General features: G+C 63.7%; 28 protein-coding genes. 8 read left to right on the top strand and 20 right to left on the bottom strand.

Going from position 1 to position 25890, the window contains the following annotated elements; genetic code table 11:
- Positions 1-176 precede the first annotated feature (176 nt).
- Positions 177-1340, top strand: a complete 1164-nt coding sequence (locus tag C8348_RS03955) for a DUF2336 domain-containing protein (RefSeq protein ID WP_106751952.1) — start codon at positions 177-179, stop codon at positions 1338-1340.
- Between the two features lie 10 nt (positions 1341-1350).
- Here the strand turns inward: C8348_RS03955 and C8348_RS03950 are convergent, their stop codons facing one another.
- The 3 genes from C8348_RS03950 to C8348_RS03940 form a co-directional block, all read right to left on the bottom strand.
- A complete protein-coding gene (locus C8348_RS03950) occupies positions 1351-1695 on the bottom strand; it encodes a DUF1491 family protein (protein ID WP_106751951.1) in 345 nt (114 codons plus the stop codon).
- Positions 1696-1825: 130 nt separating this feature from the next.
- Complete coding sequence (locus tag C8348_RS03945; protein ID WP_106751950.1) at positions 1826-2701, bottom strand: peptidoglycan-binding domain-containing protein; 876 nt, start codon at positions 2699-2701, stop codon at positions 1826-1828.
- A gap of 13 nt (positions 2702-2714) precedes the next feature.
- Positions 2715-4451, bottom strand: a complete 1737-nt coding sequence (locus C8348_RS03940; RefSeq protein WP_106751949.1) for a sensor histidine kinase — start codon at positions 4449-4451, stop codon at positions 2715-2717.
- Between the two features lie 361 nt (positions 4452-4812).
- On the opposite strand from C8348_RS03940, the gene C8348_RS03935 reads away from it, so the two are divergent.
- Both C8348_RS03935 and C8348_RS03930 read left to right on the top strand, forming a co-directional pair.
- Positions 4813-5316 carry a DUF5330 domain-containing protein gene (locus tag C8348_RS03935; protein WP_106751948.1) on the top strand — a complete coding sequence of 168 codons (504 nt, stop codon included), beginning with the start codon at positions 4813-4815 and terminating at the stop codon, positions 5314-5316.
- Between the two features lie 292 nt (positions 5317-5608).
- Complete coding sequence (locus C8348_RS03930; protein WP_106751947.1) at positions 5609-6037, top strand: SufE family protein; 429 nt, start codon at positions 5609-5611, stop codon at positions 6035-6037.
- On the opposite strand, the gene C8348_RS21885 is transcribed toward C8348_RS03930, so the two are convergent.
- The 11 genes from C8348_RS21885 to C8348_RS03875 form a co-directional block, all read right to left on the bottom strand.
- Positions 5982-6755 (bottom strand): DUF6456 domain-containing protein, encoded by a 774-nt coding sequence (locus C8348_RS21885; protein WP_157950374.1) that lies wholly within the window; start codon positions 6753-6755, stop codon positions 5982-5984. The genes C8348_RS03930 and C8348_RS21885 overlap by 56 nt on opposite strands.
- Positions 6752-7195: a helix-turn-helix domain-containing protein gene (locus tag C8348_RS03920; protein ID WP_106751945.1), complete on the bottom strand. Its 444-nt coding sequence runs from the start codon at positions 7193-7195 to the stop codon at positions 6752-6754. Before C8348_RS03920 ends, C8348_RS21885 begins: the two co-directional genes overlap by 4 nt.
- A 687-nt stretch (positions 7196-7882) precedes the next feature.
- Entirely contained in the window at positions 7883-8299 is a 417-nt protein-coding gene (locus tag C8348_RS03915; protein ID WP_106751944.1) for a Ros/MucR family transcriptional regulator, read from the bottom strand.
- Between the two features lie 572 nt (positions 8300-8871).
- Positions 8872-9228 (bottom strand): monovalent cation/H(+) antiporter subunit G, encoded by a 357-nt coding sequence (gene mnhG, locus C8348_RS03910; protein ID WP_106751943.1) that lies wholly within the window; start codon positions 9226-9228, stop codon positions 8872-8874.
- On the bottom strand, positions 9225-9581 hold the full coding sequence (locus tag C8348_RS03905; RefSeq protein ID WP_106751942.1) for a cation:proton antiporter: 357 nt from the start codon (positions 9579-9581) through the stop codon (positions 9225-9227). The genes mnhG and C8348_RS03905 overlap by 4 nt, the downstream gene beginning before the upstream one ends.
- Positions 9578-10054 (bottom strand): Na+/H+ antiporter subunit E, encoded by a 477-nt coding sequence (locus tag C8348_RS03900; protein WP_106751941.1) that lies wholly within the window; start codon positions 10052-10054, stop codon positions 9578-9580. The genes C8348_RS03905 and C8348_RS03900 overlap by 4 nt, the downstream gene beginning before the upstream one ends.
- Positions 10051-11649 carry a Na+/H+ antiporter subunit D gene (locus C8348_RS03895; RefSeq protein WP_106751940.1) on the bottom strand — a complete coding sequence of 533 codons (1599 nt, stop codon included), beginning with the start codon at positions 11647-11649 and terminating at the stop codon, positions 10051-10053. The genes C8348_RS03900 and C8348_RS03895 overlap by 4 nt, the downstream gene beginning before the upstream one ends.
- A 3-nt stretch (positions 11650-11652) precedes the next feature.
- Entirely contained in the window at positions 11653-12030 is a 378-nt protein-coding gene (locus C8348_RS03890; RefSeq protein WP_106751939.1) for a Na+/H+ antiporter subunit C, read from the bottom strand.
- Positions 12030-12449 carry a Na+/H+ antiporter subunit B gene (locus C8348_RS03885; RefSeq protein WP_106751938.1) on the bottom strand — a complete coding sequence of 140 codons (420 nt, stop codon included), beginning with the start codon at positions 12447-12449 and terminating at the stop codon, positions 12030-12032. Before C8348_RS03885 ends, C8348_RS03890 begins: the two co-directional genes overlap by 1 nt.
- Positions 12449-14842, bottom strand: coding sequence for a putative monovalent cation/H+ antiporter subunit A (locus C8348_RS03880; RefSeq protein ID WP_106751937.1), 2394 nt, complete (start codon positions 14840-14842; stop codon positions 12449-12451). Before C8348_RS03880 ends, C8348_RS03885 begins: the two co-directional genes overlap by 1 nt.
- A gap of 286 nt (positions 14843-15128) precedes the next feature.
- Positions 15129-15527, bottom strand: a complete 399-nt coding sequence (locus C8348_RS03875; protein ID WP_106752052.1) for a winged helix-turn-helix transcriptional regulator — start codon at positions 15525-15527, stop codon at positions 15129-15131.
- A gap of 168 nt (positions 15528-15695) precedes the next feature.
- Here C8348_RS03875 and C8348_RS03870 point away from each other — a divergent pair, with 168 nt between their 5' ends.
- Complete coding sequence (locus tag C8348_RS03870; RefSeq protein WP_106751936.1) at positions 15696-16550, top strand: SDR family oxidoreductase; 855 nt, start codon at positions 15696-15698, stop codon at positions 16548-16550.
- Between the two features lie 36 nt (positions 16551-16586).
- Here the strand turns inward: C8348_RS03870 and C8348_RS03865 are convergent, their stop codons facing one another.
- From C8348_RS03865 to C8348_RS03855, 3 genes are all read right to left on the bottom strand, one after another.
- Positions 16587-17504 (bottom strand): c-type cytochrome, encoded by a 918-nt coding sequence (locus C8348_RS03865; RefSeq protein WP_106751935.1) that lies wholly within the window; start codon positions 17502-17504, stop codon positions 16587-16589.
- A 21-nt stretch (positions 17505-17525) separates the two neighbouring features.
- Positions 17526-17975, bottom strand: coding sequence for a c-type cytochrome (locus C8348_RS03860; RefSeq protein WP_106751934.1), 450 nt, complete (start codon positions 17973-17975; stop codon positions 17526-17528).
- A 121-nt stretch (positions 17976-18096) separates the two neighbouring features.
- The gene (locus C8348_RS03855) at positions 18097-20181 is read right to left on the bottom strand and encodes a S9 family peptidase (RefSeq protein WP_106751933.1); all 2085 of its coding nucleotides are present in this window, start codon (positions 20179-20181) and stop codon (positions 18097-18099) included.
- A gap of 175 nt (positions 20182-20356) precedes the next feature.
- On the opposite strand from C8348_RS03855, the gene C8348_RS03850 reads away from it, so the two are divergent.
- Positions 20357-20740, top strand: a complete 384-nt coding sequence (locus tag C8348_RS03850) for a hypothetical protein (protein WP_106751932.1) — start codon at positions 20357-20359, stop codon at positions 20738-20740.
- Between the two features lie 32 nt (positions 20741-20772).
- Here C8348_RS03850 and C8348_RS03845 read toward each other — a convergent pair whose 3' ends face one another.
- Positions 20773-21993, bottom strand: a complete 1221-nt coding sequence (locus C8348_RS03845) for an MFS transporter (RefSeq protein WP_106752051.1) — start codon at positions 21991-21993, stop codon at positions 20773-20775.
- A 259-nt stretch (positions 21994-22252) separates the two neighbouring features.
- Here C8348_RS03845 and C8348_RS03840 point away from each other — a divergent pair, with 259 nt between their 5' ends.
- Both C8348_RS03840 and C8348_RS03835 read left to right on the top strand, forming a co-directional pair.
- The gene (locus C8348_RS03840) at positions 22253-22936 is read left to right on the top strand and encodes a Crp/Fnr family transcriptional regulator (protein ID WP_106751931.1); all 684 of its coding nucleotides are present in this window, start codon (positions 22253-22255) and stop codon (positions 22934-22936) included.
- 132 nt (positions 22937-23068) lie between these two features.
- Positions 23069-23269: a YgaP family membrane protein gene (locus C8348_RS03835; RefSeq protein WP_106751930.1), complete on the top strand. Its 201-nt coding sequence runs from the start codon at positions 23069-23071 to the stop codon at positions 23267-23269.
- Positions 23270-23372: 103 nt separating this feature from the next.
- Here the strand turns inward: C8348_RS03835 and C8348_RS03830 are convergent, their stop codons facing one another.
- Positions 23373-23798, bottom strand: coding sequence for a DUF1284 domain-containing protein (locus C8348_RS03830; protein WP_106751929.1), 426 nt, complete (start codon positions 23796-23798; stop codon positions 23373-23375).
- Between the two features lie 329 nt (positions 23799-24127).
- On the bottom strand, positions 24128-24730 hold the full coding sequence (locus C8348_RS03825) for a superoxide dismutase (RefSeq protein WP_106751928.1): 603 nt from the start codon (positions 24728-24730) through the stop codon (positions 24128-24130).
- Positions 24731-25047: 317 nt separating this feature from the next.
- On the opposite strand from C8348_RS03825, the gene C8348_RS03820 reads away from it, so the two are divergent.
- Positions 25048-25776, top strand: coding sequence for a thermonuclease family protein (locus tag C8348_RS03820; protein ID WP_244293932.1), 729 nt, complete (start codon positions 25048-25050; stop codon positions 25774-25776).
- Positions 25777-25890 lie beyond the last annotated feature (114 nt).

Raw genomic sequence — 25890 nt, 5'->3', positions numbered from 1 at the left:
TCCGCCATATCTGCGGCCCGATGTAACCCGGGCCGATCGCCCCACAGCTGTCTTGCCTGTCGGTAACATCGAGTTACGCTCCGTCAGGGTTAACAGCCTGCTAACGGTTTACGTCTAAGTTTAGACAACGGATCCGTCGGTCCGTCTTGTACATCAGGCTGTGTTGACGCGTATCCATGTCCCCAGTCCCTTTCGGTAAAGGCCTAGACCGGCCAGCGCTTGATCCCGAGATCATCCGCACGGACCGCCTGCTTCTGGCAGCGGCAGAGCTCTTTTGCGCGCGCGAACGGCATGATCGAGCGGCGGTCAGGGCCTTCGCCGAACTTGCCCTCAACCTCTACGACGCCACCTCGCTTGCCGACCGCCGCCGTGTCGCCTGCCTGGTTGCCCGCGCGCCCCAGGCGCCGGCGGACGTGTTGACGCGCTTTGCCGACGACGAGGATGCGCTTGTCGCCTATCCCGTGATCCTGCATGGCGCGGCCATTTCGCCCGAAATCCTGGCGCGGATTGCCCGCCGCGGTCCGGAAAGCCTGCGCCGCGCCTTGCTGCGGCGTCAGGATCTCGACGAGGCGACGCTGGTGATCCTGGCCGCCGAAGCTGAACCTGACACGTTGCTGGCCCTGTCCGACCTGCCGGAGGGCAACCTGCCCGATGCAGCCCTTGACATTCTGTGTGGCCGCCCGGCGGTGATGGATCGCCTCGGGCCGCTGCTGGCCGAGCGTAACGCCTTGCCCAGCGACCTGCTGATGGCGAATTTCCCGACGCTGGACCCGGTCAACCGCCAGCGCGCCCTGGCCACCGCAGGTCTCCGCGCCCTAGCCGAAAAGGCCCGCCAACCGCTCGCCCGGCCGGCCCGGCCGACACTCAAGCCTCAATTGCTCAAGCGGCTCATAGAAATTGCCCTTGGCGCCGGCCACGAAGCCTTTGCAGCCGAGTTGGCGCAATTGCTCGGCCTCGATGGCGACTTCTGCCTTGCCATCGTCTCGGACATGAGCGGGGAAAGCCTGATGGTCGCACTCAAGGCGCTTGGCATGGCCGAGGCCGACGCATCCTCGATCCTGGTCCGCCTGACGGGAAACAATCTGTCGCTGGACGGTTTACGGGCTGCGCTGCGCCTCTACGACACCTTGTCCCTGGCCGCTGCCCAGTTGCTGGTGTCCACCTGGCGCCAGCATTCGGGAACGGAGCCGGACCACCAGCGGGCGGCGGCAAATGCGTCCGCACCTGTTGCCGGACTGCGTCCCGGGGCGCAATCCGGGCTTGCTACCGGCCTGCGCGGCTCCGACGCCTCACATCTGCCGCTTGACGGTCTTTCCGACAAGCGCCTGGCCACATCCTGACAGGCGCCCCTCACCCTTCCGGGATCACCGGCAAGGCTGCAGTGCCATCGCGGCTGTCGATCTCGACCACCCAGAAATCCGGATCCATTCGCTTTTCCCGCTCAAGCCGCTGGTTTGCCTCTTCGCGGCTGCCTGCCCTGATCAGGGTCTCGAACAGGCGTCCGTCAGGTGTGGATTCGAAAATCGCCTGCGGCGCCGGACCAAAAAGGTCCACTGTCCCATCCAGTCGATCCACCAGCACGAAGATCGCGCCCGCTTCCTCCGCCCCTTTGCGGGAAATGGCCGCAAAGGCCCCCTCCCCGGTCACCCGGCGGATGAGCGCGCTCACGTAAAATCGGCTGGTCAGTCTCGGCAAGGGCCGGCTCCCTGGAGCAATTGACGGTCAAGCTCAGGCGCTTGACCGTCCGGATACGGTTCGCCCGTCACTGCGTAACGGGGCAGCCGTCAGACCGCCGGTGCGAGGACCAGCCTCTCGCCGGCCGTCCTCAGCCCTCGAAAGGAATGCCGGTGAAATCTTCGAGCTGACGGATCAGGGCGGGGGACACCTGCCCTGTGATCGCCATCCCCCGGTCCAGTTCGAACCGCTGAATCGCGTTGACCGTGTTCTGGCTCATCACACCATCGGCACGCAAGGGGCCATAGCCAAGTTCCGCAAGGAGAGCCTGGACCCGTCCGAGCCGGCGTGCCTCCATATCCAGGGATCCGGACAGATCGCCCACCGTGCCAGGCGGCACGGGCGTCGCCTCTGCGACCATCTGCGGCGCGGGGGTGAAGGGGGGCGCTACGGGAACGGCTTGCGGCGCCTGGGCATCCGGCGCCCGTGCCGGACGGGCGAAGGGCGAAGGTCGGGGCACCGGGACAACCATCGTCGAGACAGGCTGTGGGGCGCCACTGCCGGTCATGGCCTGTGCAGCGGCAGCCATATTGTCCGTCTCCATCAGCAGCCGCGCCAGCAACGCACTGGTCGGGTGTCCGGTCTCTGGCTGGCCCGTCAGGATTTCGTAACGCCGGATCGAACGTTCGGTTGCCGGACCGATCAGCCCATCCAGCAGACCCTCATAGAGACCGAGGCGGCGCAGTTCAGTCTGGATATCGAGGATAAGCGTCGAGATCGGCTGCGCAATGACGCTGCGCTCTTCGCCCGCCCTCACGTCGACCTTCTGCTCCCGGGACACAAACAGCGGTGCAGGATGGCGCTGCGGCTGCAGGCTGATCGCATTGGCGATGATCAGGCATCCGGTCAGCGCCATGACAACGGAGCCGCCCGCAGCCAACGGATTGTCCAGGGCTGCCTGTCCGGCCCGGGCGATCAGGCCCTCGCGTTCTTCAAGGTCATCGAAGTCGTCTTTCCGGCGGGCCATGTCTGCTCCCGTGTCAGGCGACGGTTTTCAGAGGGGCGTCGACCTCTGCAACATCAGGTTTGGCGTGACTTGCCAGCGGCAGGCGGACTGCGACCCGCGTTCCGAAGCCCTTGCGGCTCTCGATCTGCAGCGTGCCGCCATGCAGTTCGGTCAGGTCTTTCACCATGGACAATCCGAGCCCGGTTCCCGCTGCTGCCAGCGGCGCTGCGCGGAAATACGGCTCACCGATGCGGGCAAGCGCCTCCTCATCCATGCCAAGGCCACTGTCAACGACGAACAGGTCGACCGCATCGTCACTAAGCCTTGCGCCAAGCACCACCTCACCGCCATCGGCGCTGAACTTTACGGCATTGGAGAGCAGGTTGAGCACGATCTGGCGGCAGGCGCGCCGGTCGGCCGGAAAGACCTGGATGCCGTCGCACAGGTCCATGCGAATGCTGATGCGCCGTGCTGCAGCCTCGCCCGCCAGCATGTGACGGCAGCTTTCAAGACAGGCGCGCAGGTCAAAGGGCTCGATGCTCAAGTCCATCCGGCCGCTCTCGAGCCGCGACACGTCCAGCAACCCCTCCACGACCTCCAGCAGATGCGTGCCCGATTCGTGGATCAGTTCGACATATTCCCGCTTGCGCTGCTCATCGGCCAGCATCGCCGGACTGGCGCGCAGCAGGTCCGAGAACCCGATGATGGCATTGAGCGGTGTCCGTATTTCATGGCTGACGGCGGCCAGCATTCGGGTCTTGGCCGCGTTCTGCGCTTCTGCGGCACTTTGGGCGTTCACGGCCCGCTCGTCCTCGGCCTTGCGCTGCGTTGCATCGCGCAGGACGGCGACCACGGCACCGTCCGGCAGCCGGCGGCAGGTCAGGTCAATCCAGCGATAGTCGGCGAGGCCCGCCTCGCCAGGTTGCGTTGCACCAGTGCGCAGGCGCATGTCGAGGCGCGGCGGTTCAAGCCCGCGTTCGGCGTCGGAAACTGTCTTCAGATAGGCTGGCCGGTCCGCCACATGCAGGCGCTGAAACAAACCCTTGCGCTGCAACTGCCTTGCCGGAACGCCCGACACGACGTCGGCAGGGCCGGTCAGCGTCTCTACATCGCCGCCTTCGCCCAGGCGCAGGACGAGATCCCCCAGCGTATCGCAGACAAGACGCAAGTCATGTTCCCTGTCCACGGCCAGCCCATCGCTGCGCCGCTGGTCAAAGGCAAAGCGCAAGGCGAGCATGGCCGCATAGGCAAGCCCGCCGCCCGCCGAGACGGCCTGCGCCACGCGCGGATCAATTGCAAGGGCGAGGACAGGCGCACCAGGGGCCATGGCCGTCAGCAGCGCAGCCTCGACCACGCACAGCGCCGTCACCCAGAGAACTGCACGCCGGTCGCCCGACAAGGCGGCCTCGACAGGGGCCAGCAGCAACCACAGCAGCGCAAAGGAGGCGACGCCACCGGTCAGCGCACAAATGGCGCCTATGAAGAGTGCAAACAGCGCGGCAGAAGCAGCCTGCGCCAGGGTCAGATATCCGGTGCGTGACAGGAACAGCACCAGCGGCCACTGTGCCAGCGCCCAGGCCAGCGCCAGGGTCAGCGGCAGTGACGCCGGACCGGCCAGCGCCAGATGCAGCGGCAACAGGATCAGAGCCGCCGATCCGGCTCCAAGACTAGCGGTGATGAAAGTGGCATGGCGCGGCGCGCGCAGCCGGTCCGAGGCGGCCGATGGGTGCACCAGGCCCTCGATGAAGCGGCTGATTGTATGGCCAAACACCTGTAGAACTCTGGACACGCTACACAACACACTCACTCTGACTGGCTAGGATCCGACGGAAGCCGGATTCTGTTCCAGAGACAGTTTTGCGCAGACCGCTTAAGGAACGCTGAAAGCCGGTCCATGTCGTGCAAATCTCTTTCCCGAAAAAGCGGTTCACGCCCAGCGACTTGCATCGGACTTGCTCAAATTTGAATCAATTTTGTCCTGCATTTTCATCAAGTCATCTGCGAATTTGATGAAAAACGCGTGGGGGATCTGAACCTGCCCTTTGGACGTCGCTGCTAATGTGACGGCATAAGAAAACCGCTGGCCCTGGCATGGAGCACGGCGGATCTCAGGAACTACACAGGGTAGCGTCATGTTTTTTCTGATCAGGACAGCCTTCTGGCTCACTCTGGTCCTCGTGCTGATCCCCTTCGGCACCGGCCAGAAGACCACCACCGGGATCGACGTCGATCCTTTGTCCGCCGTCCTGGCGGCCCAGGCGACGGTGTCCGACCTCACCGGTTTCTGCACCCGCAATCCGCAGACCTGTGACACAGGTGGCCAGGCGTTGGTCGCCATCGGGGCCCAGGCGCGCGATGGCGCACGTATCGTCTATGAGTTTCTCGACAAGTCGGTCGAAGGTACGGACCTGGCAGCTCCGCAGACTAGCGTGAGCGCCGGGACGCCCGTCTTCACCGGTTCGGTCGGCGGCAACGGTCCGATGTTCGCCGCCGATCCCGTTCCGGCCTGGCATTTGCCTGCGCCTGAAACAGTTCCGGGAGCTGCAAGTGTTGCTCCCGCCCCCGCATCCTCCACACCGGAGGTCTCCTTTGGGCCGGTGCCACGGCCCAATCCCCGGTCAGGCTCTCGTGTCTGACCACTGCTGACCGCGTGCGACTGCGTTCGCGCTCCTCGTACGCGGTGGTTTGCGCCCCGCATGACCGGATCGGCCCCGCCTTCTTGGCGACCGGTTCGGGAGACGGAAAACACTCCGCGGTTCTTTCCGCGACGCCGCAAGTGGGCAGCTGCCCTTTCCACTTGCGGCGTCTTTTTTTGTCGGCCGCGTGCCGGCTCCTTGCGTAACCGTTCCCAGGCCTTTCCGCAGCTTGCACTTGCGGGTCATGCGGCTATATCTCCCTGACCTTCAGTTCCGTCCGGGCGCCTTTTCCATGACCACTTCCCTTGCCGACATTCTCGATGGCTTCGAATTCCTCGATGACTGGGAAGATCGCTACAAATACGTCATCGACCTTGGCCGCGCCTTGCCTCCCTTCCCTGCCGAGTGCCGGACAGACGCCTACAAGGTGCGCGGTTGTGTGTCACAGGTCTGGCTGGTGACCGACGTGACCCGCAATGCAGCCGGCGAGCCGGTGCTGACCTACCAGGGCGACAGCGACGCCCTTATCGTCCAGGGCCTCGTTGCCATCGTGCTGGCGATCTTTTCCGGAAAGACGGCAAAGGAAATCCTGGCAACGGATGTCGACGCCCTTTTTGCCCGGATTGGCCTGCAGGACCATCTGACCCCGCAGCGGTCGAACGGCCTCAAGTCGATGGTCGAGCGGATCCGCTCCGATGCGGCGACGGCTCTGGCGACCTGACCCGGACACGGCCAAGCCGGTAGTGCTCGTCGAGGCCGTTCAGGGCAAGTCCCAGAACCACCTTCGCCGACCGGGCCGGCCAGCCGCGCTCCCGCTCGACCGTCTCCAGCCCTTTCAGCAGGCAGCAGACGTCGACAAGTATAGGAGACAGCCCAGGTCCGACCGCGTCCAACGCCGTCTCGACGCGCCGCCGCGCAGCCAGAACGTGATCATTGAGATCGATACCCGCATTGGCTCCGGCACCGCCGCTGATCCGCTCGGTTCTCCAGCCACCGGCCAGCCGTGGCATCATGCCGGCGAATGTAAAATCCTGCCGCAGCCGCTCGCCTGCCTCGACCTGTCCCCGGTTCAACAGGGCCCGTCCCTTAGCGTCACGCCGGCTGGCGAGCCATGCCAATGGGCTTTCGCCAAGATCAACCAGCACATGGCGGGCATTCTCATGGCCCACCGGTTTCCCCTCTGGCGCCACTGGTTGGGATGCCCGCTCCTGATGTTGTCCGCGAAAGCAATCATCACCGCCCGACAGCATGCGGCGCAGATGCATCCGCCCCGCATCGCTGAGGTGAATGGTTCCGGCCTCCTCGCGCACCAGTCCGGCCACAAGTAGTTCCATCAACAACTTGCGCCCATCCCCGTCCCCCTTGCCGCAAATGCCTTCGATGTCTGTCCGCATCATCGCGGCCCGGGCCAGCCGGCGCAGCAGAGCTCGGGAGTTCATCGGACACTCTCCCCGCACAGGGAAACGCGACATTCGGAACCATCAACCGCAATTCTGTCCTGCACCGCCATGTCGCGGATGGCGCGCTCGAATTGCTCCAGCATCCGGTCGTGACACGGGTTGTCCCTGAGATCCTCCATCTTGCGGCAGGCGTATCCGACCGTGGAGCGATCGCGGTTGTAGAGCCGCCCGACCTCGCCAAGCGTCAGCCCGAACGTGATATGCGCCATGTACATCATGACCTGGCGCGCACAGGCAACGTTTTTCCGCCCCCTCGTTTCCTGCATCAAGTCTTCCTGCGGAACCCCGTAGAACTCAGTCACCAGAATTTCAGCAGATCTGATGCTCCTTGAGATTTTTTCATTCGCCCTGATTCTTGATACCCGACACCTGCCTTGTCCGAATACTTCGAGAATTTCACTGTAAACATACTGCTCCATCAGATCTCCCCTCTTCTGCTTTCGATTTGTAGGCTTATTTTCCTACATTCTAAGAGAGCAATTTGAGGTGGGGGATAAGTTTCCTATCAATCTGAAGGCGAAATGGGCGTGTACTGCCAAGTTATCCCCCCAGGTCAAACCTCAGGCACACTGAACCGATCGCGCCGGGTGGAAGCTGTGGGAACAACAGGATGCAATATCGCAGAGCAAGGTTGATCAAAGCCGCTGGAATGGTGTTGCCGAGGCATCGCCTTGTCCGCCTGCTGGGACGGGAGGCCCTCCTGCCTTCGGACTGGCAGCCAGGGGCTGCGCTGCCACGAGCGGCAGTCTGGCGACTTTTGCAATTATTGCGGCAGGAGCGGGCGCGTCATGGCAGCGGTCACTGGACCGCAAGCCTGCCCCGGCTCCTGGCCCTGGAAACTGCCCTGATGCCAGCGTTTCAGTGTCGGGCCGGCGCGAAATGGCAACAGGCATCAAAACCTCCAGGTCCGGCCCGGGCTCGCCCTGCAAGCGCGATTGACCCCGCTGGCCAATGCAACTCGCGACAAGTCCAGCCCGCTCCGACCGCCGTTTCCGAAACCGCAAACAAAAAGGACCGCCCCGTTTTCGGGGGCGGTCCTGATCCGTGCTGACACGGATGCATTCGGTCTGAAAAGCCGCGCCGGCAGTCCGCGCCGGCGACAAGCCTTACTTGACGCGCTTGCGCTGCTGGCCGAGGCCCATCTTCTTCGCCAGTTCCGAGCGGGCGGCGGCATAGTTCGGGGCAACCATCGGGTAGTCGGTCGGCAGGTCCCACTTCTCGCGGTACTCTTCCGGGGTCATGTCGTAATGCGTGCGCAGGTGACGCTTCAGCGACTTGAACTTCTTCCCGTCTTCCAGGCAGATGATGTAATCCGGCATGACAGACTTCTTGACCGGAACAGCCGGCTTCAGCGGCTCCGGCTCCGGCTCGGACTGGGTGCCCGACGTACGCTGCAGGGCGCTGTAGATGTCGGTGATCAAAGCCGGCAGATCCGTGGCAGCCACCGTGTTGTTGCTCACGTATGCAGAAACGATCTCTGCGGTCAGGTCGATCAGGTTGGCGTCTACCGGATTGTCAGTCATGTCTCACCCGTTCCATATATCTTGTGGCGATTTCGCAAGTCGGATCGAAGCTTCTGACTTCGCTTACCTCTGGTAAGATCCTGAAGTCTTGCTTGCAGCGCTCGACTGCTAAAATTTGATTCTACTGCTTGGACAACGTTCTTGCGGTTATACAGGCGCGCTTCGCAGTCGACAAGCCCTGAACAACATCGAAAAAGTAATTCGTTATCGCGAATTGCCTGCCATCACTGTCTGTCTGTTCTAATTTTGTCGAATTTGTGGAGATGCAATTGAGTAAATTGCCCATAAGCGCAATCAAAGGACCATCAGCACAGGCGACTCAAACATAGACCAGACGTAATCAATTGCCTCATTGCCCATCCGGACTTCGAATGCAAGCCCGGATCAGGAAAGACAGGCGGTCTTTGCGGGTGAAAGAGGCGCAACCTGTCGCTTCAGCCCTTGCCTTCGACACCGATACGGCAGGTCCATGTCTGACAGGGCGTCAAAAAATCCGGGGCGCAGCGCTCCCCGGATGGCGATTTCTGTCTCTGTAGGCCGCCAAGCGGCCAGGCCTGAAGTCCGGTCGGCGATCAGCCCTTGCGCTTGCTGCCCTTGCCCTGCAGTTCCCTCACCCAGTCCTGGCGCGAACTGGCGCAGGTTGGATAGCCGGCAGCGAAAGCAGCTTTTGCCAGCAGATGCGCAGAGATCGGCGCAGTCAACAGGAAGAACAGAACCCCGGCGATCGCGCGGGTGGTCACGTCGAGCTGGCCCGCATCAATTGCCAGTGCAATCAGCAGTAGGCCTGAACCGACAGTACCTGCCTTTGAGGCAGCATGCATACGCGAATAGACATCTGGCAGTCTGAGCACGCCGACCGCCGCCAGCAGCGCGAAGAGAGCGCCGATAATCAGGGTCAGGCCGACGAGGATATCAACAAGCGCGGTCATTTCACTCTCCTGTTGCGCGCGACTGCGGCCTTTACTTCCTCGGCAATCGTCTGGTCGCCGGCCGCACCGCGGTTCTGGATGAACCGCGCAAGGGCGACCGTCGCCAGGAAGCCGACAAGACCAAGGGTGATGGCGATATCAATGTAGAGATAGAAGTCGGTCGCAACACCGATTACGGCGATAAAACCGATCACCGTGCCCACCAGCATGTCGAGCGCAAGGACCCGGTCCGGCAGCGTCGGTCCTACGACGGTGCGCACCACGGTCAGCAGGAAAGCCAGACACAACAGGGCAAGCGAGATCTGAATCGCCACGTCCAGGAAACCGGACGCAAAAGTCTCGAAGGGGCTCAACGGAATGCCTCCATGATCTTGCGCTCGAAGCCATCGCGAATGTCGGCAATGGTGGCTTCGGGATCCGGCAGGTCAATACAGTGCACATAGAGAACCTTGCGGTCTTCGGAGACGTCAACCGACAAGGTTCCCGGTGTGAGGGTGATGAGATTGGCCAACAGGGCAATCTCGAAGTCTCGCTCTACAGTCAGCGGAAAGGCGATGATGCCCGGGCTGACGTCCAGCTTTGGCCGGCTGACTAGCAGGGCAACACGCCAGGCCGAAAGGGCTAGTTCCTTCAAGAACAACAGGATCAGGCCGACGACCCGTCCTGTCCGCTTGAAGTAGCTCGATCCGCCAACCTGCTCGCGGATCATGAACAGGACACCCGTTCCAAGAACGAAGCCGAAGGCAAGGTTTACCACCGAGAAGGACCCAGTGACCGCTGCCCAGGACAGCGCCAGCAGGATATTGACGAGGAACAGACCGGTCATGCGCCGCCTCCGAACACCGACCTCAGGTACCCGACCGGATCAATCAGACCTGAGGCACCGCGCGAGGACACTTCCATCATCCACTCCGGCTGCAGACCGAACAGCACGATCAGCGCCGTCAGTATGCCGATCGGCACCCAGACCGCAGCCGTCGACTGCCCGCCGGCCCCGGCCAGCAGAACTCCACCACCCGGCAGACTTACCGATCCGCCATCGACGGTGCCCTCCGGACCACCACGCCAGAAGGCATAGATCCAGACCCGGCCAACAGCCAGCGAGGTCAGGAAGCCGGTCACGAGGATAGACGCGGCCAGCCAGTTCCAGCCAAGCGTCAGGGCAGCGTCGACCAGCATCACCTTCGGCCAGAAACCGGAGAACGGCGGCAGGCCCGCAACAGCCAGCGCCAGCACCAGGAACACCCCGGCAAGGACCGGACTGGCGCCATAGAGCCCGCCCAGCCGACGCAGGTCATAGCTTCCGGCCATTGCTGCCATCAGACCGGCGGCCATGTACAGGGCCGTCATCACCAGGATGGAGTGGACGGCGTAGAACACCGTGCCGGACAGGGCCAGCACCGAGCCCATCGCAATCCCGGCCAACATCGAGCCGATGCCGGAAATGACCAGATACCCGAGCAATCGGCGTACATCCGACTGCGCCAGCGCGCCAATCACACCGGTCAGCATCGTCAGCGCGGCGACCCAGGCGATCACGTCCGCCAGTTCGGCCCGCGCCGCCGGCATCAGCATGACGAGGATGCGCAGCAGCGCATAGATGCCCACCTTCGTCAGCAGTCCGGCGAACACGGCCGCCACGACGATGCGCGGGGTGTGATAGGACGAGGGCAGCCAGAAATTCACCGGGAACGCCGCCGCCTTCATTGTAAAAGCAAGGAAATACAGCACTGCAATGGTCATTAACGGGCCACTGACACCGCTTTCCTGCACCTTCATGGTGATGTCGGCCATGTTCAGCGTACCGAGCTGGCCATAGAGCAGACCGGTGGCGATCAGGAACAGGTTGGTACCGATCAGGTTGAGAATGCCGTATTTCACCGTGCCGTCGAGCTGGATCCGGTCGTTGCCGAGCACCAGCAGGCCATAGGACGAAATCAGCAGCACCTCGAACCAGACATAGAGGTTGAACACGTCGCCGGTGAGGAACGCTCCGTTCACTCCGGTCATCAGCAGCAGCAGGAACGGATAGAAGCCGTAGCGCCGGCCCGAATTGTCGATGGTAATCGAGGCATAAAGGCCGGCCGCAAAAGCTACGATCGCCGCCACCAGTGCCAAAGTTGCCCCCAGCGCATCGACGGTGAAGGCGATGCCAAAAGGCGGCAGCCAGTTTCCCATCACCATGGTGATCACGCCGCGCTTCAGCACTTCGGCCAGAAGCAGCAGATTGCTGATGACCAGCAGGCCAAGGAAGAACAGCCCCAACTTCGGCGCCAGCGCGATGTTCTTGCGGCTCATCAGGCACAGCATGCCGCCGACGATGGTCAGGATCGATGGAGCGACCACCAGCCAGTCGGCAAGCTGAACCGGAACGGTCTGCATGGCAGCTGAAAGGTCAACGGAAACGGAAGGACCGGCCATGGATCAATACCCCTGCGGCGGCAGAGCTTCGCCCTTGGGCTCGGCGACGCGCATCTCGTTGACGTCATCGGTGCCCAGTTCCTGGTAGGTGCGGAAGGCCAGCACCAGCAGGAACGCGAAGAAGGAGAAGGAAATCACGATTGCCGTCAGAACCAGGGCCTGCGGCAGCGGATTGGCGGTTGGCCCCGCCGGCACATAGAGTTCCAGCGGGATCACCGGTGGCACTTCCCGTGTCAGCCGGCCTGCGGTGAAGATCAACATGTTGACCGCATTGCCGAGGATCGTGATGCCGATGAGAATATGCACGATATGGCGCGACAGCATCAGATAGACGCCGACGGCAAAGAAAAGTCCGATCAGGACGGAAAAGCCAGCTTCCATCAGTCGCTCTCCCTTTCCTCAAGCGCCAGTGCGATCGAGCCGATTGCACCGACAACCACCAGATAGACACCGATATCGAAGAACAGCGGCGTCGACAGGTCGACCGTCACGCCGAACACCTCGACCGCCGCCCACTGGCTGGTCATGAAAGCCTGGCCCGTGAACAGGGACAGCACACCGGAGACGGCTGCCAGCAGCAAGCCGAAGGCCGCAATGCTCATCGGATGCGCCTTGAGTGCGCGTCTGGCCGGACCGACTCCGGCCGAGATCCCGTAGATTGCCAGCGCCGAGGCGCCCACCAACCCGCCGATAAAGCCACCACCTGGCTCATTGTGACCACGCAGCAGCACGAAGATCGAGAACAGCACCATCAGCGCCGTGATGAACGGGGCAAAGGTGCGGAAGATGACCGAGCGCATCAGCGGGCCTCCACCGGTTTGCGAGCAGCTTTCGCCGCCGTCTTGTTGGCCTTGTTGGCAGCGTTGCCGCTGTCCGGCTTCGTCTGGATCCGCACCAGACCGAGTACGGCCAGGCCCGTCAGCACCACGACTGCAATCTCGCCCAGCGTATCAAAGCCGCGGAAGTCGACGATGATGACGTTGACGATGTTGCGGCCATGGGCAATCGCGCGGCTGTATTGCGAGAAGAACTCGGACAGCCGTCCGTCGAAAGGCGTCTGGGTCACTGCCATCAGGGCCAGGGCGAGGCCCGCGCCGACGGAGGCCGCAACAACGCCCGTCACAAGTTTGGCGCCCAGCGGACGATGGTCACGCGGCGACAGGTTTAGACGAGTCATCACCAGCGCCAGCACCACCACCGACAGGGTTTCAATCATGAACTGGGTGAAGGACAGGTCCGGCGCACCAAACAGCAGGAACAGCGTTGCGACGGCAAAACCCTGGATGCCGAGCGAGACGATCGCCGTCAGCCGTGTCTTTGCCACCAGCACCGCGCCAAGGCCCATCACCGCAATGGCAATGACGGCCCACTCATAGAAGCGGAACTGCGGCCATTCGGGGATCGCCGGAAAGCTGCCCGTCAGATACGGTGGCAGCAGGAGGGCGATACCGGTCACGGCAAAGGTCAGCACCATGTAGGTCTGCATCTTGCCGCCCTGCAGCAGCCGTGTCACCACGGCCGAGATCCAGACTATCGCGGCAACCACCTGGTCGAAACCACGGTCCGGCCCCCAGCCGATGGCCGCCAGGATCGAGGCAATGATCCCGCGCAGCCGGTCAAGCTGCAGGAACAGCACGATGCCAAGCGCGACGGTGATGATTGACAGGATCAGCGGTGCCGAAATATAGCCCGGGATGAGATGTAGCTCGACGGTCGCCGGCGTGCCCTTCAGCGAGGACAGCATCGGCCCGATGAACAGTTCACCCGTCGTATGCGCCATCATGGCGGCGGCAAGACCGGTCAGCGACAGCACCACCGGCCCGGCCCACAGCAGGACTGGCCCTTCATGGGCATGCTTGGGCGTGTGCGTCTCCGGCCCGAAGAAGGGCTTGATCGCAACGGCAGCTGCAATCACCAGCATCAGGGCATTGCCGATGACGGCGACCACCGTCAGCAGCATCGCCCCCTGCGGCAAGCCCCAGGTGCCATAGTAGAGCACTTCCTTGGCGATGAAGCCGATGAAGGGCGGCAGGCCGGCCATGGACAGGCCTGCGAGTGCTGCCGCGGCAAAGGTGATCGGCATCGCCTTGCGCAACCCGCCCAGCTTGGTGACGTCACGGGTCCCAGCCTCATGGTCGATGGTGCCGGCGACCATGAACAACGCGCCCTTGAACAGCGAATGGGCGAAGAGATAGAGCACCGCGCCTTCCAGTGCCTTCTCGTTGCTGGTGCCCGTCAGCATGACCAGCAGCCCGAGCGAGGCGACGGTCGTATAGGCCAGCATCAGCTTCAGGTCGGTCTGGCGCACGGCGAGCAAGGTGCCCACCAGCAAGGTGACGCCGCCAAACAGCGGCAGCACGGTCATCCAGATGTCCGTGCCGCCCAGCACCGGATGCACGCGCATCAGCAGATAGACGCCAGCCTTCACCATCGTCGCCGAATGCAGGAACGCCGACACCGGGGTCGGCGCTTCCATGGCGTTGGGAAGCCAGAAATGGAACGGGAACTGGGCCGACTTGGTGAAGGCACCACCCAGGACCAGAAGGAACACGGGCAGATACAGCGCACTGCCGCGCAGCACATCGCCGCTGGCCAGCACTTTTGACATCTCGATCTCGCCGGTGATCTGGATGATCAGCAGGAACCCGGCCAGCAGCGCGAGGCCGCCGCCACCCGTGACCAGCAGCGCCTGCAGCGCCGCCCGGCGCGAGGCCGCGCGCAGATGGTCAAAGCCGATCAGCAGGAACGAGGTGATCGAGGTCAGTTCCCAGAAGATGAACAGCGTGATGAGGTTGTCAGCCGTGACAAGCCCCAGCATCGCGCCCATGAACAGGAACAGGAACGACAGGAACCGCCCCTGCTGCGGATGCCCCTTCAGGTAGCCGCCTGCGTAGAGAATGATGAACGTGCCGATACCGGAAATCAGCAGCGCGAACAGCGTCGACAGGCCGTCGATGTAGAATGACAGGTTGACGCCATAGGCCGGCACCCACTCGCGGGCAACCGTGAAGGTCTGCCCCTGCGACACGCCGGACACGAAGCCGGCGAAATGGGCGAAGATCAGGAAGGGCACCAGCGCCAGCGGCCAGGCCGCGTTGTGCTTGAGGATCCTGACGGCGAAAGGCGCAATCGCCGCAGCCGCAAAGGGCGCAAGCACGGCGAGGATGGTCATGTCGGGTGCGGCGGGCGTCATGCTCACTCTTCGGCTGGTCTGGGGCAGATCGTGACGTCCGGATCGGACGGTTCCGACCCGAAGGCTATGAGGAGGAAGTTAAAATTTTCGTTTGAATTGGTTCTTCCTGACCGCAATCGCAAGGTGCCTGCGTCAAATTGGAGCGTATTTTTACGTATCCCCAGGTCTCGCATTGGCCAGACCCAAGCTCGCTGGATGTTTTTAGCCGCAAACCAAGCATCGAGTGGCTGCTGCCTGACAGTTAGATTTGGGGCGCGGTGCAGGGAATCAGTTTGTGATGGAAATGTCAGCCGCTCTTATCCTGCTGTGCCTCAAGGATCCGCGGCATGTTGACCTCGATCCAGTCCGCAAGCACGCGCACCCGTTCTGCCGCCTCACGGCCCAGCTCCGTCAGCCGGTACTCCACATGCGGTGGCACCACCGGCAGGGATGTCCGGGTCAGGAACCCGTCCGCCTCCAGCTGCTGCAGCGTCTGCGCCAGCATCTTTTCACTCACCCCACCGATCTTGCGGCGCAACGTGCTGTAGCGGTGCATGCCGTCCAGCAGTGCCAGCAGGACCAGCACGCCCCAGCGGCTGGTCAGGTGTTTCAGGATCTCGCGCGACGGGCAGGCTTCGCTGAACACCAGTCCGCGCTGCAGCAGTCCGGACAGCGGCTCGGGCTGCCGGGCGCTGTCCCCGTCCATCTCGCTGCCTTTCCGGTCCAGAAGGTCCGCGCCATCCATTGCCAGCATCCTCGTTTCAACAAAGGTTATACTAACAAATTAGTGCGTACTTTCCAAAAGAAAGTTTGAAGCGCATATCAGGTCCATCGCACCCCCGAACCCGATCCAAACCCAAAGGGAGACCTGATCATGATTGCAATTACCGGAGCCAGCGGCCAGCTTGGCCGCCTCGTCGCTGAAAACCTGCTCGCCACCGAACCTGCCGTCTCGCTGCGCCTTCTCGTGCGCAGCCCGGACAAGGTCACTGACCTTGCCGCCCGCGGCGCTCAGGTTGCCGCGTTCGACTACAGCCGCCCCGAGACCCTCGCCCCTGCCCTCCAGGGCGTCAGCAAGCTGTTGCTGGTTTCCTCGTCCGAGGTTGGCAGCCGCGCGGCTCAGCACAAGGCCGTCATTGAGGCGGCCAAGGCGGCAGGCGTCGAACTCCTGATCTACACCTCGATCCTGCGCACGCCGCAGTCCGGCATGATCCTCGCCGCCGAACACAAGATCACCGAACAGGACCTCGCCGCCTCCGGCGTTCCCTATGTTCTCCTGCGCAATGGCTGGTATCTGGAGAATTTCATGGGCTCGGTTCCGGCCGCCATCGAACACGGCGCGGTCTTCGGTGCCTCGGGCGAGGGCCGCATCTCCGCAGCCGCCCGCGCCGATTACGCAGCAGCTGCAGCCGAAATCCTGCGCAAGGGCGCAGCCTCCGGCACCGTCCTCGAGCTTGCCGGCGACACGTCCTTCACCAAGGCCGACCTTGCCGCCGAGATCGCGCGCCAGTCGGGCAAGCCGGTTGCCTACACGAACATGTCTGAAGAGGCATTCAAGGGGTTATTGGTCCAGGTCGGTCTGCCGGATGGCTTTGCCGGTGCTCTCGCCGATGCCGACACCGCCACCGCAAGGAGTGAACTCTTCGATGACGGCAAGACCCTCTCCCGCCTCATCGGCCGCCCGACCGTCACGCTCGCCGAGGCCGTCGCCGCGACCCTCAAGGCCTGACGCTTCCGCCCTCCGGGCGTAAAGTGCGGAAGGGCCTCAGCGCCCGTCCGCCAGCGCCGGCACAGCCTTCAGATAGGCGGCAATCGCTTCCCGGTCGCTGGCCGGGAGCTTCGCCATGTTCTCCTGCACGGCGACCATCTCGCCGCCGACGGAATCGAAGTCCGGCGTGAAGCCGGTTTCAAGGTAATAGGCAATGTCGGCAGCGCTCCAGCTGCCGATGCCGCCCTCCCCGCCCGTGATATTCGGAATACGGCCTTCGCCCGTTGGTGCTGCAGCGCCTGCAAGCCAGCGGCTGCGGTCCAGGCCGCCGATGGCATCGCGCGGGGTGTGGCATTCGCCGCAATGCCCGGGCCCCTCGACCAGATAGCGGCCACGCTCAAGGACGGCATCACCGGCAGCCACCGTGACCATTGGCGCCGGATCCAGATTGGCCAGCTTCCAGAGCCCCAGTCCCCGGCGGATGTTGAAGGGGAAGCCCAGGTCATGCGCCGGTGCCTTTCCGGCCACTGCCGGCAGCTGCTGCATATAGGCTTGCAGGTCCATCACGTCGCCCGGCGTCATCCGGGCATAGGATGTATAGGGAAAGGCCGGGTAGTAATGCGCACCGTCCGGCGACACGCCGGCCAGCATGGCATTGGCGAAGTCGGCCTTGCTCCAGCCGCCGATCCCGTCGTTCGGATCGCTCGAAATATTCGGCGCGACGAAGGTGCCGAAGGGCGTCGCCAGTTTCAGCCCGCCCGCCAGCTTCAGCTTGTCCTCGCCCTTTGCGCCCGGCGCTGCATGGCACGAAGCACAGCCTCCAGCGTGGAACACCACCTCGCCCCGCTGCGGGTCGCCATCGGGCAAGGCTGCCAGGGCGGCGGAGGACAGAGGGCGCGGGGCGGTCAGCACCCAGCCAGCGGCAGCCACGGCCGCGCCAGCCACGAGGACACCAGTCAGGATCTTCCGACGCATCCCCGCGCTCCTTTTGCCGGATTACTTCTGGACCCGATAGACTTCGTGACAGCTCTTGCAGCTGGCCAGGATCGGCCCGACGGCGGCCTTCAGGGCATCAACATCAGCAGGGCCATCCTTGCCGGACGCCTGGGCTGCGGCTCCTGTGGCTGCCGAGAACTTGGCGAGCGCGGCAGCAAATCCGGCCGAATCTTCCCAGATCTTCGGGCTGGCCGTTGTGCCGGGGGCAGCTTCGCTACCCGCCGGGAAGAAGGCACCAAAGGACAGGGCAGCCGCGTTGAGCGAAGCAATGGCAGCCTTGCCAGCGGCCGGGCTATAGGCAATCTCGCCCTTCATCATGCCGCCCGAGAGACCGGCACTGGCGGCAACCGACTGCATGATCGCCTTGCGCGTGGCAACCGGATCATCGGCCGCCTGAACCGCAGGCATGACAAACAGGACCGCAGCGGCGGCCAAAACAAATTTCTTCATCAATCTCTCCCTCAAGGCAAAACGGCGCGTCACCATCCGCGCTGCTATTGAAGGAGGATTTGCCGGTAAAGCGGAAGTCACAGACGAGTGATCGGCGCGGGCCAGCGCCCTGATCGCGCCGTCACGCCAGCCCTGCAACCTTGAGCGCAAACGCCTGAACCAGTGCCACTTCCTTCAGCCGGTCGAACCGGCCAGAAGCGCCGCCGTGTCCGGCCTCCATGTTGGTCTTCAGCATCAAGAGGCTGTCGCCGGTCTTCACGGCCCTCAGCCGCGCCACCCACTTCGCCGGTTCCCAATAGGTCACGCGCGGATCGGTCAGGCCACCGACCGCCAGGATCGCCGGATAGGCCTTCGCCGTGACATTGTCATAGGGCGAGTAGCCGGCGATATAGTCATAGGCCTCGCGGCTGGCGATCGGGTTGCCCCATTCCGGCCATTCCGGCGGGGTCAGCGGCAGCGTGTCGTCGAGCATGGTGTTCAGCACGTCGACGAAGGGCACCTCGGCGATGATGCCGCCGAACTTCTCGCCGCCCATGTTGGCCACTGCGCCCATCAGCATGCCGCCGGCCGAGCCGCCCTGCGCGACGATGCGCTCATGCGCGGTGAAGCCTTCACCGACGAGATGGTCGGCTGCGGCGAGGAAGTCAGTGAAGGTGTTGCGCTTGAACTCGCGCCGGCCCTTCGAATACCAGGCGTAGCCCTTCTCCTTGCCGCCACGGATATGCGCAATCGCATAGACGAAGCCCCGGTCGACGAGGCTGAGGCAGTTGGTGTTGAAGCTCGCCGGGATCGAAATGCCATAGGAGCCATAGCCGTAGAGCAGGCACGGCGCGGAACCGTCCAGCGGCGTGTCCTTGCGATAGAGCACCGACACCGGCACCAGCTCGCCATCGGCCGCGCGGGCCTGCAGGCGGCGGGTGACATAGTCCGCCGGGTTATGGCCCGACGGCACCGCCTGTTCCTTGCGCAGCGTGCGCTGGCGCGTCTCGACATCGTAGTCATAGGTGCGCGACGGCGTCGTCATCGAGGAATAGGTGAAACGGATCAAGCTGGTGTCGAACTCATAGCCATCCGAAAGACCCAGCGAATAGGCCTCCTCGTCGAAGGCAATCGCGTGTTCAACGGCATCCACCAGCCGGCGCACGACGATGCGCGGCAGCCCATCCTCGCGCTCCAGGCGGACGATGAACTCCTTGTAGGCGGTAACCGACAGGATCAGCCGGCCGCCCTTGTGCGGCACCAGATCGCTCCAGTTCGCCCGGCCAGGATCGCTTACCGGCGCGGTGACGATCTTGAAGTCCTCGGCATCGTCCGCATTGGTCAGGATGAAGAACTGGCCACCGCTTTCATCGACCGAATATTCAATCGCCGTCTCGCGCGCCGCGATCAGGCGCGGGGCACTGGTCGGTGCGTCGGCCGGAATGACATGGACTTCGGAGGTCTCATGGTCATGGATGTCGATGACGATGTGGCTGCCCGACTGGGTCTTGCCGACGCCCATGAAGAAGCCGGCATCGGCCTCCTCGTAAACCAGCACGTCCGTCGCCGGATCGGTGCCGATCTCGTGGCGGAAGAGTTTCGACGGCCGGTGATTGGCATCAACCCGGATATAGAACAGATAGCGCCCGCAGGCCGAGAACTCGCCGCCGCCGGCGGTGTCCTCGATCACGGACGCCATGTCCGCGCCGGTCGCCATGTCGCGCAGCTTGAGGGTGTAGAACTCCGAGCCCTTGTCGTCATAGGCCCAGGCCAGACGGCTGTGATCGTCGGAATGGGTCGCGCCGGCCAGCTTGAAATAGGCCTTGCCCGCAGCTTCCTTGTCGCCGTCAATGAGGATCTGTTCATCGCCGCCGCCGCGCGAGGTCCGGGTCAGGATCGGATGCTGGCCGCCGGTCACATAGCGCAGGCCATACTCATACGGCCCGTCCGGCATCGGCACGGAACTGTCGTCTTCCTTGATGCGCCCCTTCATCTCGGCAAACAGCGTCTCCTGCAGCGCCTTGGTCGGCGCCATCTGCGCCTCGAGATAGCCGTTCTCGGCCTCCAGATAGGCGCGGATATCGTCCGCCAGGACGGCAGGATCCCGCATGACCTCCTGCCAGTTGTCAGCCCTGAGCCAGGCGTAATCGTCCTGGCGGGTGATGCCGTGGGTGGTCAGGGTGACGGGGCGCGCTTCCGCGCGCGGAGGAAGAACGGAGTGTGTCATTCAGCCGAGGTAGGTTGTTTCGGGAGGCTTGGCAAGGGGCACCAAAGCAACACAGCTCACTGCAGATTGGCCAACACGCCTGCGTGATCGGCAGCCTGTGCCGCCAGAGGGAAATTGACTGCCGCAGCGTTTCTGCGACTGTGGGCAGGAGACAGCTCAGGGCGGGAGGCGCGCCGTGGACGAGATCACCCGACTTGCCGAGGAATGCGTGACCCGGGCCTGGGGCTTCTGCGGGCTGGCGGTGCTCATGGTGATGATGGGCACGCTGTCTCATCCCCATTACAGCTTCCTGTTCGGGGCGCTTGGGGCCGGCATCACCGGGCTCTTCATGGCCTGGTATGGCCTCACCTATCACCGCCGCGCCCGTGTCGAGGACACGGAAGTCTGGATGCTGCTTGCCCCGGACCGGCGGCCGCAGAAGGCCGTGGCGCGGGCGCTGATCGCGGTCGCCATGCGCGATGCCCTGTTCGACAAGGCCCGCATGTCCGCCCGCCTCTCCGGCGCCTTCCTCCTGCTCTCCCTCGCCCTGTTCGCGGTCGCCGCGCTGAAGGCGGGTTGAGCATCTGCCGATTCTATTTCAGTCGAGCCCCTTCAGCCCATGGCAACGCGCCGGGTGTTCCTGTCACGCAGCAGCAGGAAGATCACGACGGCCGCATTGACGAGGTTCCAGGCCAGACCATTGAGGAAGGCAGCGGCGTAGGAGCCGGTCAGGTCATAGATCCAGCCGGACATCCAGCCGCCAATGGCCATGCCGAAGATCGTTGCCATGATGACGAAGCCGATGCGCTGACCGGCTTCCTTGGCCGGCAGGTACTCACGCACGATCACCGCGTAGCTCGGAATGATGCCGCCTTGCGACAGGCCGAAGATCAGCGACACGAGATAGAGCGAGGTCAGCCCGTCGAAGGGAATGTACAGCGCCAGCGCCAGCCCCTGCCCGACCGAGCCGATCAGGAGCGCGATCAGACCGCCGAGCCGGTCGGCAATCACACCGGAAATCAGCCGGCTGACAACGCCGCCGACCATCATCAGCGCCAGCATGTCCGCACCCGGCGCGATGCCATAGCCAAGGTCGACGCAATAGGCGACGATATGCACCTGCGGCATCGACATGGCGATGCAGCACGCCAGTCCCGCGACAACCAGCAGCCCCTGCAACGCCGCTGGTGAAAGCCCGAGATCGCGCGTGCCAGGGCTTTTCGCGACACCGCCCACGCTGAAGTCCGTCCCCAGCGGGCCGCCATGGACACGGGCACGCAGCAGCAATGTCAGTGGCACCATGGTGACGATCAGGATCAGCGCGATCGTCAGATAGGTGCTGCGCCAGTCACCGACGGAGAGGCCCCACTTGATGAAGGTCGGCCACAGCGCGCCGGCGAGATAGTTCCCGCTGGCCGCGCAGGCGATGGCAATGCCGCGCCGGCGTTGGAACCAGTGCGACACATCCGCCAGCAGCGGACCGAAAGTCGCCGCCGTGCCGAAACCGATCAGGAACCCTTGCGCCAGGGCAAAAAGCAACAGGGTCGGGGCCACCGCCGCCAGCGCATATCCCGCAGACAGCGCCAGCGCCGAACCGATCACCGGCAGGATGATGCCGACGCGGTCCACCCAGCGGCCAACGAGATAATTGCCCAGCGCGAAGCCGACCATCGCCAGCGTGTAGGGCAGCGACGCCTCGGCCCGGTCGACGTCGAATTCCGCCTGCACCGCCGGCAGCACCACGACCACCGACCACATGCCGACGCCGCCAAGCGTCGACAGCAGGATGGCAATCGCCAGCCGGAACCAGGCATAGGCGCCATCGGGACGCATCTGTTCATCGCTAAAGGCGGCCTGGGGCAAGGGGGCACTCCGGAAAGAAACAACTAAGGCGGGGCGTCAGAATAGGCGGTCCAGGCGCAAAGAGCCATCTCCTCTGCGACAAGCGAAAAGGATGAGACACCAGGTCGGCCGTGCTATCGGGACGGAACCGCTAAGGAACCGGACACGCCTGTCTCGGCTCCACATCATCCTTGTCTGGCCTCGCCCTTGCCGTCATGTCACCTTGCGGCAAACTGAAGGGACACTTCGCATGATCAATTCAGCCCAGAACCAGATACGCGGACCCGAGATTGCCGCCCGCCTTGGTCTGACGGATCTGTCGCCGGCTGCAGCGGATCTGCTTGCCCGTGGTGCCCGCGAAATCGTGCTGCCACGCGGAACCACCGTGTTCTCTCCCGGCCAGGCCTGCCCCGGCTGGATCCTCGTTGAAAGCGGTTCCGTCCGCGTCATGATGACGGCCGACACCGGCCGCGAGATCCTGCTCTACCGCGTCGAGCCCGGCGAAAGCTGCCTGCTCACCACCTCCTGCCTGTTCGGCGAGGAGCCCTATGCCGCAACTGGACAGACCGAAACCGACGTGACCGCACTGGTGCTGTCAGCCTCCACCGTGTTCCATCTGGTGGAGAACGAACCGGAGTTCCGCCGTCTCGTCTTCTCCGGCTTCGGCCAGCGCATCAGCACCATTCTCAAGACCATGGAAGACGCCATCTTCCACCGGATCGAGCCGCGCCTTTCCCGCCTGCTGCTGGCGCGGGCCGATGCGGAGGGCAAGCTCGATGCCACCCAGGCGGACCTCGCCAGCGACCTTGGCTCGGCCCGAGAAGTCATCGCCCGTCACCTTGGCCGTCTTGCCGACGAAGGCATTCTTGCCAAGGACCGCGGCCACATCACGATCCTCGACCGCGCCGCCCTTGCCCGCCTTGCGGCGGAGTGACGCGTCATCTGCCTGTTTGGTCCGACAGTAAACCTCAGTGTGACCTAGTCACAGACCCCTCCCCCTGCCCTCGCTAGAGTGAGGTCATTCAGCGCGATCTGCGCTGTCAGGGATTTGAACAGGGGACGAAACATGAGCGTCAACATGGGAAGCATCGACCGGCTGTTGCGGGTCATCTTGGGTCTGGCCCTTCTGGCCTTCGCCTTCTTCGGCCCGGCGGACATTGCCTGGAAGTGGGTCGGCTACATCGGCGTCGTCCCGCTGCTCACCGCCGCCATCGGCTGGTGCCCGGCCTACACAATCCTCGGCATCAAGACCTGCAAGGCGTCCTGATCCGTCCTTCATCTTCAAGGCGCGCTGCAACTCCAGCACGCGCCTTGATCCGGAACGGAAAGCCGGATCTGCCCCATGGTCCGGCTTTCCGTTTCCGGTTGTTTCAGCCGCCATGGACCCGCGTCCCGGCAAATCCGTTGCCTGCCACCTGATCACACAGGCCGGACCACTGGCAGCCGCCGCAGGCCTTGCGGATGGCACCTGCCGCAAATCCCGCCTGCAGCCGGGCAATCAGCGCCCCGTCCAGCACCAGTTCGCCACCGGTCTCCAGCGCCAGCCCCGTCAACGCCGCCACATCCGCCAGCGCCTGCGCATCCCGCAGCTTCACGCTGTCGTTGTGGCAATGCGGGTCATCGGTGCCGAGCAGCGGCGCGCAGATGTCATCCGGCCCTTCGACCATGAGAACGGGCTCGCCGGCGCGAATGCGGTCGATGATGCGGCCATAATTGACAACAAACCGCGGGCTGTAGCCCTCGCCGACAAAGGTCAGCATGCACAGGAAATGATGCGGTCGCAGCCGGATGGTCATATCCTTGCGTACCCTGTTTTCTCCGGCCTGTCAGCGGTCGGAACGTTTGCCAGGGCAAGACCTCTCCGATGTCACCCCGGGCGGAGCGAAGCGCAGACCCGGGGCCTACTCGCTCCCAGAGCGGCAAATAAGGTCCCAGCTTGGAAATTCGCTGATCCAGCTGCGGCGCAACGCAATGCCCTCATCACCGCTCTGGAAACGAGTAGACCCCGGATCTCGCGTTGCTCGTCCGGGGTGACAGGCAACGGAATGCGTGGCTGCCGTAACGAGGAAAAAAGAAAAGCCCGGCGTTGCCGCCGGGCCTTCCAAAATCAAACGTCCAGAACCGCTTACTTGGCTGCGGCTTCGTACATTTCCAGCACATAGTCCCAGTTGACCAGGCTGTCGACGAAGGCTTCCAGGTACTTCGGGCGGGCGTTGCGGTAGTCGATGTAGTAGGAGTGCTCCCACACGTCGACGCCGAGGATCGGGGCGGCGCCATGGACCAGCGGGCTTTCGCCGTTCGGGGTCTTCATGATGACCAGCTTGCCGTCCTTGACCGCAACCCAGGCCCAGCCGGAGCCGAACTGGGTGGTGCCGGCGGCGATGAAGTCGGCGCGGAACTTGTCATAGCCGCCGAGGTCGCTGTCGATGGCCTTGGCCAGCGCGCCCGGGATCGACTTGCCGCCGCCATTCGGCTTCATCCACTTCCAGAAGTGGATGTGGTTGTAGTGCTGGCCGGCGTTGTTGAAGAGGCCGGCGTTCTTGCCGAAGCTCTCCTTGACGATCTCTTCCAGCGTCTTGCCTTCGAGGCCGCTGTCCTTCAACAGGTTGTTGCCGTTGGTGACATAGGCGAGGTGATGCTTGTCGTGGTGATACTCAAGCGTCTCCTTGGACATGTAGGGGCCAAGGGCGTCATAGGCGTAGGGCAGCTCGGGAAGTTCAAACGACATCGCAGTTCTCCTTCAGAATTGATCATCAGAAGACGACAGGCCGATCGGGTCTGCGCCTCCTGGGGGGAGAGCACAGCGGGGATGCGTAGATTTACGCCCCGCGTCGCTGCGCAAGATAGGCGTCTTGCCATCGCCGGGCAATGCCATCAGCGCAATAAAAAAATATTTTTCTTCGTTTATTATTTTCACGGCCCCCTCGCACAGACAGCCTCACAAAATGGCGGCCAGCGCGTCTGCCCATGTAACTGTCCACATGAAACGGCGAGGTGAGGCAAGGCCGGGCTTTTCTGACGGCAGATCGCTGGCACCCTCAATCCATGAACATGATTTCAAAGGTGATTCGAGGCGCGGCCCATCATCGGCCGGCGCGCGCGCTGCTGTTTGCCGGCACGGTTTTCCTGGCGCTTGCATGCTTTGCGCTGGCTGCAGTGCAGGCCGGACAGGCCGGCACCGGTATGTCTGGCGCCAGGGTCATTGATGGCGACACGATTGAACTGGCCGGCGAAAAACTGCGCCTGGAAGGCATTGACGCGCCCGAGCTGGCGCAAACCTGCGCCCTCCCCTCCGGCCGCTCCTATCCGTGTGGCAAGGAAGCCGCCCGGGCGCTCACCCGTCTGCTCGCCGCCGGTCCGGTCGCCTGCATTGGCGAGACCCGCGATGACTATGGCCGGCTGCTGGCCACCTGCCATGCGGCCGGGGTCAATGTGAATGCCGAGATGGTGCTCTCGGGCCACGCCTTTGCCTTCCGCCGCTATTCGCAGAGCTACATCGCCGAGGAAACGGAGGCACGCCGGCACAAGGCCGGGCTTTTCGCCGGCGCGGCAGAGACGCCCTGGGATTTCCGCGCCCGCAAATGGGCGACCGCCGACAAGGATGCCCCTCCCGGCGATTGCCGCATCAAGGGCAACATCAGCAAGGCCGGGCGCATCTACCACATGCCCTGGTCCCCCGCCTATTCCCGCACCCGCATCGATGCCCGCCAGGGCGAACGCTGGTTCTGCACCGAAGCCGAAGCCCTGTCCGCCGGCTGGCGTGCGCCGCGGTAGTGGGGGCCGATGCGGTTCGACCGGCGCTGATCAGGTTACTTGACTGAAACCGCAGAAATCCTGCTCAGCCCTTTTCCCGGGTTGGCAGGCGCGCGCAGGGCGCTAGGGTGCGAT

The organism is Pannonibacter carbonis, assembly GCF_003012935.1.
Lineage (GTDB): Bacteria > Pseudomonadota > Alphaproteobacteria > Rhizobiales > Stappiaceae > Pannonibacter > Pannonibacter carbonis.
This window is presented reverse-complemented; position numbering and strand designations above follow the sequence as displayed.